The sequence below is a fragment of the Acinetobacter sp. ANC5681 genome (assembly GCF_023488045.1).
Taxonomy (GTDB): domain Bacteria; phylum Pseudomonadota; class Gammaproteobacteria; order Pseudomonadales; family Moraxellaceae; genus Acinetobacter.
In genome coordinates this window covers 55,132-69,254 of the sequence record NZ_JAMFKZ010000011.1, presented here as the reverse complement: position 1 = coordinate 69,254, position 14,123 = coordinate 55,132, and the positions used below count along the sequence as shown (strand labels likewise).

Below are 14,123 nucleotides of genomic sequence, written 5' to 3'. Positions count from 1 at the left end.
TACTTTATGAGGGAGAAATATATGCATGTATTTACATATACAGACGCACGTAACAACTTAAAATCTGTTTTAGATAAAGTTATTGATGATGCAGATGTCGCTTTCATTACAAGAAAAGAAGGCGGTCATGCTGTAGTAATGGGACAAGATCATTACGACAGTTTAATGGAAACGTTGTATCTCCTTTCATCTCCAAATAATACCACTCGTTTAAACGAATCAATTGCTCAATTACGCGCAGGTAAAACCAAACAAAGAGAGTTGATTAAAGATGACGAGTCGTAATGTCGAATGGACTGAAAATGCCTGGGATGAATATATCTATTGGCAAACACAGGATAAAAAAATACTCAAACGTATCAATACCTTAATCAGAGAATGTCAAAGAACACCCTTTGAAGGAACTGGAAAACCAGAACCTTTAAAAGCAAATCTTTCAGGATTCTGGAGCCGTAGAATTGATGAGAAGCATAGATTAGTTTATGAAGTGACGGATGAACGAATTTCCATTGTTCAATGTCGGTTCCATTACTAATAATATTCCCTATTCTTAGTATGAGAGAATATTTTATAAGTACTTATTGACCAGATCTCTTGCGAAAGTGATTATTTCAAGTTTATCCGGTTTACGAGTGCAGCAATTAAGTTAATGCGTAAACTGAATCTTTTCCGTCTATTTCGATAGCGTTCACTTAATATTCTAAATGTTTTCAATTGACTATTAATGTGTTCGATCACAACTCGTATTTTTCCAAGGCTTTGTTGCATAAAGATTTTAAAGATAGAGCTTTCCTAAGTTATTCAAATTTAAGTGGCAACTTGGGTGTGAGGTCGGCCGAGCTCCGTAAACTTATTTAAGATGGCCACACGTGCATGAATCTCGTTGACTTGGCTATCAAAATTCCGAGCATTGAGTTTATCGCCTAATAATTTGATGCAGTGCATCTTGGTTTCTACCAGACTTCGCTGATGGTAACCCGACCATTTTTCCATAGTGTCCTGCCTAAACGTTTAACAGTGCGAAGTCATTCATTTCGCTCTAGCGAATGAACTTTTGTATCTTTCCAAGGCTTCGCATTTTTTCTGGGTGGAATAATCGCATGGGCATTTCAATCTGTGATCAACTGGCGACACCCCTCTCATTATAAAATTATACCAGTCAGTAAAATACCCTTAGATTAAGCATATGTATGTTGGTTATTATTGTTGATTATCACAATAAATTTGTGACCCTAAATCAAAGTACCCCACCCCATCTTAAATTACGTCACACAAAATAAAAACTCTATATAACTGTTATATATAGAGTTTATTAAGGTGCTAATTATGTTGTTTAGTGTATTTTATGTCGGTGACTCTTGCCAAGGTTGGTGGTTTTTTTATATATTATTTTTATGTCAGTTTTTAGACGCAACAATTATATGATCATCAAAAAATGATAGAAATTTTTAACTACTCGCATCCATCTCATCCAACAAAGGCTCAAAACATTATATGATTTTATAATCTATTATAGATTTTCAAATTTGACTAGCCATACTATGTTTTTCTTTGAGAATGCTCTTTTGAGCATACTTTAAAAAGGAACTACCGACTCAAGCTCGATCGCAGATTGTTTTAATGGATGTTGGAAAGCAAGATAGGTGGCATGCAATGCCATACGTTTAAAATGGAATTTGGCAGGTTCAGGATGATAAAGTTTATCGCCCATAATGGGATGCCCAATATGCATCATATGTACACGAAGCTGATGTGAGCGTCCTGTCACTGGTTCTAAACGCACTCTACTTTGATCCGTTGTCACGTCATACTCAATTGATTGGAATAGCGTTTTGGCAGGCTTTCCCAATTCAAAATGCACCATCTGACGAGGACGATTTTCCCAATCGGTAATCAAGGGCACTTCCACACTGCCGTCTTGCTGAATCTGTCCTTGCACAAGTGCCACATAATATTTTTTAACCGTTCGTGCTTGGAACATTTTGCTAATCGCAACTTCAGCATCTCTATGCTTCGCGAACATCAACAATCCTGATGTTGCCATATCTAAACGATGTGTCACTTTAGCAGAAGGATATTGTGCTAAAACGCGTAAATACGCACTATCTTGATGTTCAGGCAAACGCCCCATAACCGACAATAGCCCTGCTGGCTTATTAATCACCACTAAATCTTCATCCTCATAGATCATCTCAAGTGGATCTTGCGGCGGTAGATAAATAAAGTTGTCATTTAGGGGCATGAGCAGTAAAGGTTCTAAATAAAGCGGGGCAATTATAGCGAGTTCTCAGCCAAAAACGAATTTTGAGATGAAATCCTGAACAGAGAACTCGTTCTATTGAAATGCGATTGAAGATGTCTAGAGTTAATGCCGTTGCCTGTTTTAATTATTATTGTTACGACATTAACTCGTATATTTTTATGATGCTGTTTTTATCGCTTTATTTAAACTGTCTTTATAAAGCTGCTCTAAAGTTACAATGTCTCGATTTAAAAAAGTAATCAAATATTCTTTGGCACGACTCAAGGTTAAGTAATTAAAAGAAATCGTGTCTTTGCTCTTACGTGTCACCAATCCGAATAAATCTTTTTTAGGAATAAACACAGGAATATCGCTTTCTAATTTAAATTCAAGCTGCTGTGTTTGTGAAAAGGCATCTATTGTGATGCGTAAGGTTTGTTCAGTGTAATCATCTCGTACAATAAAGCTGGTACTTACACCATCTAGCTGTAACTGACGAACCAATTGCTGACGCCATCCCATCTCATCGAAACGAGCAACGATCGTTTCTAAATCAAAAGCACCCAAATGATCAGCTTCATTTCGATTAGTTTGATGCGGATAACGTATTTTAAGATCGAATTCTTTCATTATTTTTATGACCTCTTCCAATATGATCAATTTTCTAGTTTCAATTATATCATTTTGTTTTTTATTATAAAAACAGGAGTTTATATTCAAAAAATAAATATTATAAGACCTATTTCACACTTATATTTAAATTCATTGATCGGGTTTTTATTATTTATATCTGATTGGTCATATTCTGTTTATATTAAATTTTTAGGGTATCAAGGGAAAACATGTTGTTTACTTCAACACCTATGACTTTGTAAGCCATAACCTTTGCCTATAGAGTTTTGATCTATAGCGTCCTAAGCCGAATCGAGACCTTTTGGGTTTGTACACACTTGCTTTATAAGCATCGGTGCATGCTACTCTTTTCGATCCCCTTACGGAACTTTAATCGTTCCTCAACCCTTGAGACATAGTTTAGGCAGATCAGTGCGGGATTGTTTTCCTAAAAACTGGTATTTTTCACCACTAATGAAATAATTTTGCATATCTCATAAAAAAATAAGAATTATTTTCCATTTCAATAAAAAATAGCTGATTTAAATTTCAATATATTCCAATTTAGATGTGTATTTTTTCATTTAAAACCTAAATTTATGCCCAGATCACCATAATGGCCGCCACAATTACCAGCCATAAACCTAAATGATCCGTTTTTGCCAACTTTTCTTTAAAGAAAAATACTGAGATCAGTAAGCTAAATAGAATTTCGATCTGACCCAGTGTTTTCACAATCGCCACAGTTTGCATACTCATGGCACTGAACCATCCCAAAGATGCTAAAAAACTGCAAATACTTACACGAAAGGTCAGACCAAGACGTTGCCACATGTTATACAACGTACTGCGACTAAAGATTCCCAAATACAGCAATAATGCAATGCACTGAAAACTAATCAAACTGCATAACACCCATCCTGCACGATGCAAAAATGGCAACATGCTCAGCTCTAAACTGGCTTCACGTACCAGAAGTGAAGTAATGGCAAAACATAAACCACTGCCTAAACCAATGATTAAAGTATTGAAGGAAAGTTGCGTACTATGTCGACCTTTACTCAATAAAAAAACTGCGACTGCCCCAATCAATACACCAACCCAGCCCAAAGTGGTCAACCGCTCCTGTAGAAAAACCACTGCAATCAAGGCTGCCAAAATCGCTTCGCTTTTAGCCAACCCGATACCAATCGCATAGTTCTTTTGTTGAAATAGTTTCACCATCAACGCTGTCGCAAAAATTTGGCTGATTCCTGCAATCACTACATAAAGCCAAAATGTATTGGAAAAATGGACTTGAACAGTGACAGGTTGATGCAGATAAAGGAATGCTAAATAACTAAACGCAAAAATCGGAGAAAAGATAAATCTGGCCAATGTCGTACCATAAGCATCGACTGTGGTACTGAGCTGTTTTTGAAATGCGTTGCGCCATGCTTGCATAAACGCAGCCATGATCGTGAATAGAATCCAAGTAAATGCCATAAACGCCAACGCACCATCAAAATGTGTGTGTAATTTACTCGCTTCCTTATGATTTTTCGAGTGTTATTAACACGCTGACGGATTGATCTGATTTTTTCTCTTTTTATGTATCCAACGTGCGACCACAATCACGAGAATAATCACAAATACCGTAATCACGACAGGCATCACAAATGCCAAGATCGACAAGACAATTGAGCCAATCAACTCACCTGTTGCCACTACAAAATTCCCCAGTCCACCAGTTGTTGCAGTTGAAACCCCACGTGCAGCTACCGTGCTCATTTGCACCACACCTGCTGTTCCACCACCCACGATTAGCGCGGCTGCCCAAGTCGCAAATTGTGACATTTCTCCACTACTGACTGCCATCGTACTAAGTGTGCCTGCCACTACAGCAGCAGGCGTAGCGATGGTATCCAAGAGATTATCGACCCACGGCACATAGTAAGCTGCGATTTCACAGATGGTTGCAAATCCAAGTGCAGCGCATACGGCAGGGATCGCTAACCATTCAAAACCTTTTGCAGGTTCATACCAACCCATCAGGGTTGCAATGCTCATCACCAATAAAGGAACAAAGACACGAAAACCACAGGCTGCGCTTAATCCTACGCCGATACAAAGTCCTAAAATTGTTTCCATCTGGGTTTTCCTTATTTTTGTCGGATATCGCTATCTTGTTATTTCATATTTTACAGTAACAAAAAAGCCCTATCGAGTGACAGGGCTTTCATCAAAACAGTGGGTAACTGTTTGGTGTTTGCGGCTTAGGCATTCTTACTGTTGAATTGATTGCCAAGGCATTTGGTACACGGAGGTAAACGATCAGTACCAATTTCTAAATAGGTGCGATGTCCGCATTGGACACAAAAATAGAAGCCAGTTCCAGGTCTTTCGCCAGCAGTAACCATCTTTGTTCTCCATAGATTTTAGAAATGGTTCATATACTATAGCGTGATAGTTTTGATTATTTATTGACCTTGCTGACGAGTGGTGGTGTCGGAAAGGTGAAATAACTTTCTATCTATGGCTTACTTTCGCAATAATTTCATACCATTTAAATATGAAATCTTTATAATCCCTCAACATACTCAATAATTTCATCAATTTCATCTTTGCTAGCTTGAATTGTCATTTTGTCTTGGATATCAGATAGAATGCCCAATGCTATAGCTTTAGGTCTATGCTGAAATAACTCTTCCGTAACCCTAGTATTATTTTCAAACATTCTCGCCACAGTCATGAGTTGGGTGCTATTAAGTTTTTCAAATAAAACTTTAAGAATTGTATATGCTTCTGAACGCCCCCAATAATTTCCGCATATTACAGCTAATACTTCTTGATAAACGTCCTCAAAAGCAATTGAAGGAATTGCTGTTCCAAACTGTACTAAAGCTTTTGCTGCTTTAACCTCATCATTCCACCCATAAGCTGTGTTTTTCGCCTGAGCTAACTTTTTTACAGCCCTTCTAAATAATGTTGCTCGAGCTGCATCTGGAATATATTTTATTCCTTCTACTTTCAGTAATGTCTCTAAAACACGAACTTTAGCACCTTTATCTGAACTAGTATCAGCTTCTTGATCTAAAAGATATGTATGATAACGCTGACCCGCTGAACATTTTAGATCTTCATTCGCACGCTGCCAGACGGCTGAGAATAATGCTTTCGCATTTTCAGAGGCTGGGGCTTCTCCTTTGCAAATCATATCAAGTAAGAAGCCAAAGGTAATACGAATATCACTTAATTTAAACGCATTAATTTGATCTCTTAGTAAAGCTAAATTTTCGTCATCTAAAATTGATTTTTTTATAGGATCAAATAAACCTGAAGGTGAATGTCCTGGATCTGGCATTTCTGCTTCAAATAAATTTTTCTGTAAAATCAAAGCAATTCCGAAAACATCCTCTTGCTCAACAGTATTATCACTTGCATGGGCTGGAGACGCATGATTTCTCATCCAATTAATCATTTCCAAAGCTTTTCCAGCTTTTTTATTCAAAACACCTAGTTTTATTGATCCATTAATAAGCACTAGATCATCAACACCCGCCCATCTCTCAGTAAGTGTTTCTCCATTATTTTCATATTTCTTCCTTCCAGATTCATCTTTAATCGCCGAGTTAAAAAGTTCAACTCCATATAGCTCAACCCTCCGACGTAAATTATGTACAGAAGCATTCCAAATATTTAATAGTGCATGATCAGGAAAACCAATATCTAATAATTTTCTAGCATCACTTAAAAAATTAATTTCCACCTTAGTAACAGCGGGAAATTGAGAAACGGTTGTATTGGTTAAAATAGCTGGTAACGTTGAAGACATAACTCCACCTAAATAATTAAAAAATAATCAGTTTTTAGATTTAAAGTTTAAAATAAAAACATATATAACATTTTCATAATATCATTAGTATTTATCTCTTTTAAATTAAAAACCCCATCATCAAGATAGGGTCTTTTTTAAACAATATCAATTATTTTTAGCTAAAGTATTAAGCCACTTGACCTTCTAAAAAGTCTTGTGCAAAACGCTGTAATACACCGCCCGCTTCATACACAGAAACTTCTTCTTCTGTATCTAGGCGACAGGTCACAGGCACTTCAACAATCTCTTCTTTACCATCCGCTGTAGCACGTTCAATCACTAAAGTTAAAGTCGAACGCGGTGAGATATTACCAATCACGCTATAAAGCTCAGTACCATCTAGCTTTAAGGTTTTACGGTTGACACCTGCTTTAAACTCTAGCGGTAAAACACCCATACCCACCAAGTTAGTACGGTGAATACGCTCAAAACCTTCCGCCACAATCGCTTCAACACCTGCAAGACGCACACCTTTCGCTGCCCAGTCACGGCTTGAACCTTGACCATAATCCGCACCCGCTACAATGATCAACGGTTGCTTGCGGTTCATGTAAGTTTCAATCGCTTCCCACATACGCATCACTTCGCCTTCAGGCTCTACACGTGCTTTTGAACCTTGTTTAATCGTGCCGTCGGAACGAACCACCATTTCATTAAACAGTTTCGGGTTAGCAAATGTTGCACGCTGTGCAGTCAAATGGTCACCACGGTGTGTCGCATATGAGTTGAAGTCTTCTTCAGGTACGCCCATTTTGTGTAGGTATTCACCCGCAGCCGAATCCATCATGATCGCATTTGAAGGCGATAAATGGTCAGTCGTGATGTTATCACCCAAAATTGCAAGCGGACGCATGTTGGTCAACGTACGTGGTGCAGCCAACGCTCCTTCCCAATACGGCGGACGACGGATGTAAGTACTCATAGGACGCCAGTCGTAAAGTGGGCTTTCCGCTTGCTCAACTTCACCGAGGTCAAACATAGGAATGTAGACTTTACGGAATTGTTCAGGCTTCACAGCTTCTTTTACCAGTGCATCGATTTCAGCATCAGATGGCCAGATATCTTTCAGGTAAATTGGATTACCGTCTTTGTCTGTACCCAATGAATCTTTTTCGATGTCAAAACGAATTGTCCCTGCAATCGCATACGCTACGACAAGTGGAGGCGATGCCAAGAACGCTTGTTTTGCATATGGATGGATACGACCATCGAAGTTACGGTTACCCGAAAGTACCGCTGTCGCATACAAATCACGGTCAATGATTTCTTGTTGAATCACTGGATCAAGCGCACCTGACATCCCGTTACAGGTTGTACATGCATACGCCACGATACCAAAACCAAGTTTTTCTAGGTCTTTGAGTACACCAGCTTCTTCAAGATAAAGTGCCGCCGCTTTAGAACCTGGTGCAAATGATGATTTCACCCAAGGCTTACGTACTAAGCCCAGTTCATTGGCTTTACGTGCCAATAGACCCGCCGCCACAGTGTTACGTGGGTTTGAAGTATTGGTACAAGAAGTAATTGCCGCAATGATGATTGCGCCATCAGGCATTAAACCATCAGTACGGTTTTCAACAACACCTGCAATACCTTTTTCTTTCAAGTCAGCAGTCGATACACGTGCATGTGGGTTTGATGGACCTGCAATGTTACGAGTCACGGTTGAAAGATCGAAACGAAGTACACGTGGGTACTGCGCTTTGCTCATATCCGATGCCCAAAGACCGATTTCTTTGGCATATTGCTCAACCAATGCCACTTGTGCATCTTCACGACCTGTCAGGCGTAAATAATCAATCGTATTTTGGTCGATGTAGAACATCGCAGCCGTTGCACCGTATTCAGGTGTCATGTTCGAGATGGTTGCACGGTCACCAATCGACATGGTGTCTGCGCCTTCACCAAAGAACTCAAGGTATGCACCAACTACGCGTTCTTTACGTAAGAATTCAGTGAGTGCCAATACGATATCCGTAGCCGTGATGCCTGCTTGACGCTGACCGACTAGCTCAACACCGATAATGTCTGGAAGACGCATCCAAGATGCACGACCCAACATCACATTTTCAGCTTCTAAACCACCTACACCCACAGAGATCACACCAAGTGCATCCGTATGTGGTGTATGTGAGTCTGTACCTACACATGTGTCTGGGAACGCTAAGCCATCACGATTTTGGATCACTGGAGACATTTTCTCCAAGTTGATCTGATGCATGATGCCGTTACCCGCAGGGATCACGTCGACATTTTTAAATGCGGTTTTCGTCCACTCGATAAAGTGGAAGCGGTCTTCGTTACGACGATCTTCTACTGCACGGTTTTTCTCAAACGCGTCAGGATCAAAGCCGCCATATTCCACTGCCAAAGAGTGATCCACGATCAACTGCGTTGGAACGACTGGGTTCACTTTAGAAGGATCGCCACCTTTGTCAGCAATCGCATCACGTAAACCAGCAAGGTCGACGAGTGCGGTTTGACCTAAGATGTCATGACAAACTACACGCGCAGGATACCAAGGAAAATCCATGTCCTGACGGCGTTCAATCAATTGCTTTAAATAATCAGTTAAGTTTTCCGCATCAGCTTTACGTACAAGCTGCTCTGCTAACACTTTAGATGTGTATGGCAAAGTTTCATATGCGCCTGGCTGAATATCTTCAACGGCTTGACGCACGTCATAGTATTCGAGCTGGGTATTGCCATTCTGATTTGGCAGCGGTTTACGGTATTGATTTGACATTAACCACGCTCCGCCAATGGTTTGAATTCTAGGTTTTCAGGGCCAGTGTAGTTCGCGCTTGGACGAATGATCTTGCCATCTTGACGTTGTTCAATCACATGTGCTGACCAACCTGCGGTACGTGCGATTACGAATAATGGCGTGAACATTGCCGTTGGAACTCCCATCAAGTGATAGCTCACCGCACTGAACCAGTCGAGGTTTGGGAACATGTTCTTTACTTCTTTCATCACTGCTTCTAAACGTTCAGCAATGAGGTACATTTTGGTGTTCTCTTGAGCATATGCAAGATCACGCGCCACTTTCTTGATCACTTCGTTACGTGGATCAGAGATGGTATAAACAGGGTGACCAAAGCCTATGATCACTTCTTTCTTTTCTACACGGCTACGGATGTCTGCTTCTGCTTCATCCGCATTGTCATAACGCTGTTGAATTACAAATGCAACTTCGTTCGCACCACCATGTTTAGGGCCACGCAACGCACCAATACCACCTGTAATTGCTGAATACATGTCTGAACCTGTACCCGCAACAACACGTGAAGTAAATGTAGAAGCGTTGAATTCATGCTCTGCATACAAAATCAAAGAGGTATGCATGGCTTGAATCCATTCTTCAGATGGCGCTTCGCCATGAAGTAAATGGAGGAAATGTGCAGCGATTGAGTCATCATTGGTTTCAACTTCGATACGACGACCGTTGTGGCTAAAGTGATACCAATACAACAACATTGAACCCAAGCTTGCCATCAATTTATCAGCGATGTCTTTTGCACCTGCTTCATTGTGGTCTTCATGTTCAGGCGTTAAACAACCTAAAACTGATACACCTGTACGCATCACGTCCATTGGGTGTGCAGACGGTGGCAGTTGCTCAAGTGCAGTTTTTAATGCTGCGGGTAAGCCACGAAGTGCTTTCAGTTTTGCTTTATAGGCTTTCAGCTCAGCTTTGTTGGGCAGTTTGCCGTGTACAAGCAAGTGTGCCACTTCTTCAAATTCGCTACCCACTGCAAGGTCAAGAATGTCATAACCACGATAGTGCAAGTCGTTGCCGCTGCGGCCTACGGTACAAAGTGCTGTGTTACCTGCAACTTGACCACTTAACGCAACTGATTTTTTTGGCTTGAAGCCTGTTGGCGTTTCATTACTGCTCATAAGATTGTCCTTTTTATGGTGTTTATGTGTTTGCACTTTTACCTCCTCTAAATCTCCCCCTTATAAGGGGGAGACTTTCACGAAATCAAAATGTGATCTGATTGGTGAGGTTCCTCCCTTTTTTTAAGGGGAGGTTAGGAGGGGTAAATTTCAAAGATTATTTATTCTTTGCGAAAGTTCCATCTAGGTATTGTTCAAACGCATGGTAGTTAATGCGTTCATACAATTCTTGACGGGTTTGCATGGTGTCAACAACGTTCTTCTGTGTGCCTTCTTGACGCAAAGTCACATACACATTTTCTGCTGCTTTGTTCATCGCACGGAATGCTGAGAGTGGGTACAACGCAATGCTCACATCCGCAGAAGCCAATTCTTCAGTGGTAAACAATGGTGTAGAACCAAATTCTGTGATATTCGCCAATACTGGAACTTTGGTCAGATCAGCAAACTGCTTGTACATTGCCAATTCAGTGATCGCTTCAGGGAACAACATATCCGCACCTGCTTCGATATACGCACCTGCACGGTCAATTGCTGCTTGTAAGCCTTCAACTGCAAGTGCATCAGTACGCGCCATAATCACAAAACTTTCATCGGTACGAGCATCAACCGCAGCTTTAATACGATCAACCATTTCTTGTTGGGTCACGATCGCTTTGTTAGGACGGTGTCCACAACGTTTTGCACCCACTTGGTCTTCGATGTGCATTGCTGCTGCACCGAACTTAATCATTGATTTAGTAGTACGTGCAATGTTGAATGCTGAAGCACCAAAACCAGTATCCACATCAACCAATAATGGGAGATCACAGACATCCGTAATACGGCGTACATCCGTCAATACATCATCAAGGTTACTAATCCCTAAATCAGGTAAACCTAACGAACCTGCGGCAACACCACCACCTGACAAATAAATTGCTTTATAGCCTGCACGTTTTGCTAACAATGCATGATTGGCGTTGATCGCACCAACCACTTGTAATGGTTTTTCATTTGCGACCGCGTCGCGGAATAGCTGACCAGCAGATTTAGCCATGTTGATGTTCTCCTTGGGTTTGCAGCAATGTTTGCTCAACAATTTTGTAAGATGCATTGATGTGACGGTGCATCAGCATTTCGGCAAGTTCACCGTCACCTTCTGCGATCGCATCTAAAATGCGGATATGTTCGTCCCAAGCTTTGCTCGGTCGATTTGGGGTGTTTGAAAATTGAATTCGGTACATACGGATGAGGTGATACAGCTCATCACATAACATTTTTTCTAAGGTTTTATTGCCACTGCTTTTGATAATGCAGTAATGGAAATCGTCTTGACCTTCTTGTAGGTAATAACCCTTACCTGCTTTAAAATTTTCATCTTCAGCATGCATTCGCAACACATCACGCAATGCTAAGATTTGTTTTTTATCAATATGCTGTGCAGCCAGCTTACAAGCTAAGCCTTCAAGTGAAGCACGAATTTGGTAAAGTTCTTTAAATTGTTGTAGAGAAAGAGAAACAACTCGCGCGCCCACATGTGCGGTACGCTCAACCAATCGCTGCCCTTCTAGACGATGAATCGCCTCGCGCAATGGGCCACGACTAATCCCGTAAATACGTGCTAACTCAGGCTCAGAAATTTTACTGCCCGCAGGAATTTGTCCTAATACAATCGCCGATTGAATTTGCTTAAATACGTGTTCCGTCAGAGTAATACTCTGACTCATGCTGATGGCTTGAGGAACAAGGGTATCTTGCATATTGTCGACAATCTCTACGGTTTTGATGATTTTATAACGGGATAATAGAAATAATGCAATAGGATTGTCGACAATAAAATAGACCTGTGCAGTCAGTCAGACATTCCATCCATTCTGATTAGAATCATTCAAAACCGTCATAAAAATCATAATAATTATAAATAAAACAAATACTTATGATTTTTACACAATTAGTCTATGCTCAATTTTGTATATCTTTGGACTCATTGATATTGCTTATGCTACGACTATGGTATGACAGCTTGATTGTAGACAATCTTTATAATCGAGCACTTTGCTACAAATTTTTGTAAGTAAATACTGCACTAGAAATGTAAATAACAGCGTGCTTCATCATCGCTTTATTGGTACATTATTGGGCATCTGGAGCAGCGCTCCACAAGACACATCCATGCACCTTGTTGAATAAAAGGACATTGTTAATGTTTCAACATATCCCACCTTATGCAGGCGACCCGATTCTCTCTTTAATGGAACAGTTTAATGCTGATCCACGCGCTGAAAAGGTTAATCTAAGTATTGGTTTGTACTATAACGAAGACAGTATCGTTCCTCAGCTTGATACCATTATCGAAGCGCAAAAACGTATTGCACCTAAAAATACTCAAACCAAACTTTATCTACCAATGGAAGGTTTTAAACCTTACCGTGATGCGATTCAAGCGTTATTGTTTGGTGCAAATAGCCCTGCAATTCAACAAGGTCGTGTTGCTACCATCCAAACGCTTGGTGGTTCAGGTGCATTAAAAGTTGGTGCAGATTTCTTAAAAACTTATTTCCCAAATTCAGAAGTGTGGGTGAGCCAACCAACGTGGGATAACCATGTTGCGATTTTCAACGGTGCTGGCATCAAGAGCAACTACTATCCATATTTCGATGCTGAAACACGTGGCGTTGATTTTGACGGCATGTTGTCGACATTAAAAACTTTGCCAGAGCAAAGCATCGTGTTGTTACACCCTTGCTGCCATAACCCGACAGGTGCTGATCTAAATCCAGCACAGTGGGATCAAGTGATTGCGGTATTAAAAGAGCGTAACTTGATTCCATTCCTGGATATCGCTTATCAAGGCTTTGGCGATAGCATGGAACAAGATGCTTATGCGATTCGTGCTTTAGACCAAGCTGGTCTGAACTTCATCGTAAGCAACTCGTTCTCTAAAATCTTCTCACTTTATGGTGAGCGTGTTGGTGGTTTAACTTTCGTATGTGACGATGCTGAAGCAGCAAAATGCACATTCGGTCAGTTAAAAGCAACTGTACGTCGTATCTACTCTAGCCCACCAACAACTGGTGCATGGTTGGTTGATCAAGTGCTCAATGACGCTGATCTGAATCAACAATGGCAAGGCGAAGTCAAAGAGATGCGCGAACGTATTATCAAAATGCGTAGTATCTTAAAAGATGAGTTGACTAAAGCACTTCCTGACCGTGACTTTAGCTACCTTGTAAACCAAAAAGGTATGTTCAGCTACACAGGTTTGACAGGCGAGCAAGTCGACACCTTACGTGAAGAATATGCAATTTACCTTGTACGTAGTGGTCGTATCTGTGTTGCAGGTTTAAATATGAATAATATTTATAAAGTTGCAAAAGCAATGGCTGAAGTGCTAGCAAAATCAGCTTAACATCTCCTTGCGGAGCTATAATCGCTCCTCATCTCCCTTTTAAAAGGTGGACTTTGTGCATCAAAAAAGGTTGTTTCACGTGAAACAACCTTTTTTATTTTTACAAAACCAGCTTCATT

At 40.4% G+C, this 14,123-nt stretch carries 13 protein-coding genes and 2 pseudogenes; 3 read left to right on the top strand and 12 right to left on the bottom strand.

All coding sequences use genetic code 11. The features are described 5' to 3' along the window. The first annotated feature begins 21 nt into the window (after positions 1-21). Both M5121_RS08520 and M5121_RS08515 read left to right on the top strand, forming a co-directional pair. Positions 22-285 carry a type II toxin-antitoxin system Phd/YefM family antitoxin gene (locus M5121_RS08520; protein ID WP_000557943.1) on the top strand — a complete coding sequence of 88 codons (264 nt, stop codon included), beginning with the start codon at positions 22-24 and terminating at the stop codon, positions 283-285. Further along, complete coding sequence (locus M5121_RS08515; protein ID WP_004907133.1) at positions 272-535, top strand: Txe/YoeB family addiction module toxin; 264 nt, start codon at positions 272-274, stop codon at positions 533-535. Before M5121_RS08520 ends, M5121_RS08515 begins: the two co-directional genes overlap by 14 nt. Before the next feature lie 71 nt (positions 536-606). Here M5121_RS08515 and M5121_RS08510 read toward each other — a convergent pair. The 12 genes and pseudogenes from M5121_RS08510 to M5121_RS08455 all read right to left on the bottom strand — a co-directional run. Beyond that, positions 607-756 (bottom strand): annotated as a pseudogene (locus M5121_RS08510) (IS5-like element ISAba27 family transposase); the annotation flags it as partial. A gap of 51 nt (positions 757-807) precedes the next feature. Further along, a pseudogene (locus M5121_RS08505) lies at positions 808-1,133 on the bottom strand (transposase); the annotation flags it as partial. A gap of 443 nt (positions 1,134-1,576) precedes the next feature. Further along, positions 1,577-2,242: an RluA family pseudouridine synthase gene (locus M5121_RS08500; protein WP_005218885.1), complete on the bottom strand. Its 666-nt coding sequence runs from the start codon at positions 2,240-2,242 to the stop codon at positions 1,577-1,579. 177 nt (positions 2,243-2,419) lie between these two features. After that, complete coding sequence (locus M5121_RS08495; protein ID WP_249570927.1) at positions 2,420-2,872, bottom strand: hypothetical protein; 453 nt, start codon at positions 2,870-2,872, stop codon at positions 2,420-2,422. 579 nt (positions 2,873-3,451) lie between these two features. After that, positions 3,452-4,339, bottom strand: a complete 888-nt coding sequence (locus tag M5121_RS08490) for a DMT family transporter (protein WP_249570926.1) — start codon at positions 4,337-4,339, stop codon at positions 3,452-3,454. A gap of 66 nt (positions 4,340-4,405) precedes the next feature. Further along, positions 4,406-4,984, bottom strand: a complete 579-nt coding sequence (locus tag M5121_RS08485) for a DUF4126 domain-containing protein (RefSeq protein WP_087547297.1) — start codon at positions 4,982-4,984, stop codon at positions 4,406-4,408. A 125-nt stretch (positions 4,985-5,109) separates the two neighbouring features. Next, positions 5,110-5,253 (bottom strand): zinc ribbon-containing protein, encoded by a 144-nt coding sequence (locus tag M5121_RS08480; protein WP_004665293.1) that lies wholly within the window; start codon positions 5,251-5,253, stop codon positions 5,110-5,112. Between the two features lie 161 nt (positions 5,254-5,414). Beyond that, on the bottom strand, positions 5,415-6,668 hold the full coding sequence (locus M5121_RS08475; protein ID WP_125318384.1) for a hypothetical protein: 1,254 nt from the start codon (positions 6,666-6,668) through the stop codon (positions 5,415-5,417). 169 nt (positions 6,669-6,837) lie between these two features. Then, positions 6,838-9,456, bottom strand: a complete 2,619-nt coding sequence (gene acnD / locus M5121_RS08470) for a Fe/S-dependent 2-methylisocitrate dehydratase AcnD (RefSeq protein ID WP_249570925.1) — start codon at positions 9,454-9,456, stop codon at positions 6,838-6,840. Next, complete coding sequence (gene prpC, locus M5121_RS08465) at positions 9,456-10,613, bottom strand: bifunctional 2-methylcitrate synthase/citrate synthase (protein WP_151812924.1); 1,158 nt, start codon at positions 10,611-10,613, stop codon at positions 9,456-9,458. The genes acnD and prpC overlap by 1 nt, the downstream gene beginning before the upstream one ends. Positions 10,614-10,770: 157 nt before the next feature. Then, a complete protein-coding gene (gene prpB / locus M5121_RS08460; RefSeq protein WP_004956800.1) occupies positions 10,771-11,652 on the bottom strand; it encodes a methylisocitrate lyase in 882 nt (293 codons plus the stop codon). Further along, positions 11,645-12,355 carry a GntR family transcriptional regulator gene (locus tag M5121_RS08455; RefSeq protein WP_151826132.1) on the bottom strand — a complete coding sequence of 237 codons (711 nt, stop codon included), beginning with the start codon at positions 12,353-12,355 and terminating at the stop codon, positions 11,645-11,647. The genes prpB and M5121_RS08455 overlap by 8 nt, the downstream gene beginning before the upstream one ends. Positions 12,356-12,798: 443 nt before the next feature. On the opposite strand from M5121_RS08455, the gene M5121_RS08450 reads away from it, so the two are divergent. Further along, entirely contained in the window at positions 12,799-14,004 is a 1,206-nt protein-coding gene (locus tag M5121_RS08450) for an amino acid aminotransferase (RefSeq protein WP_249570924.1), read from the top strand. Positions 14,005-14,123: the final 119 nt, after the last annotated feature.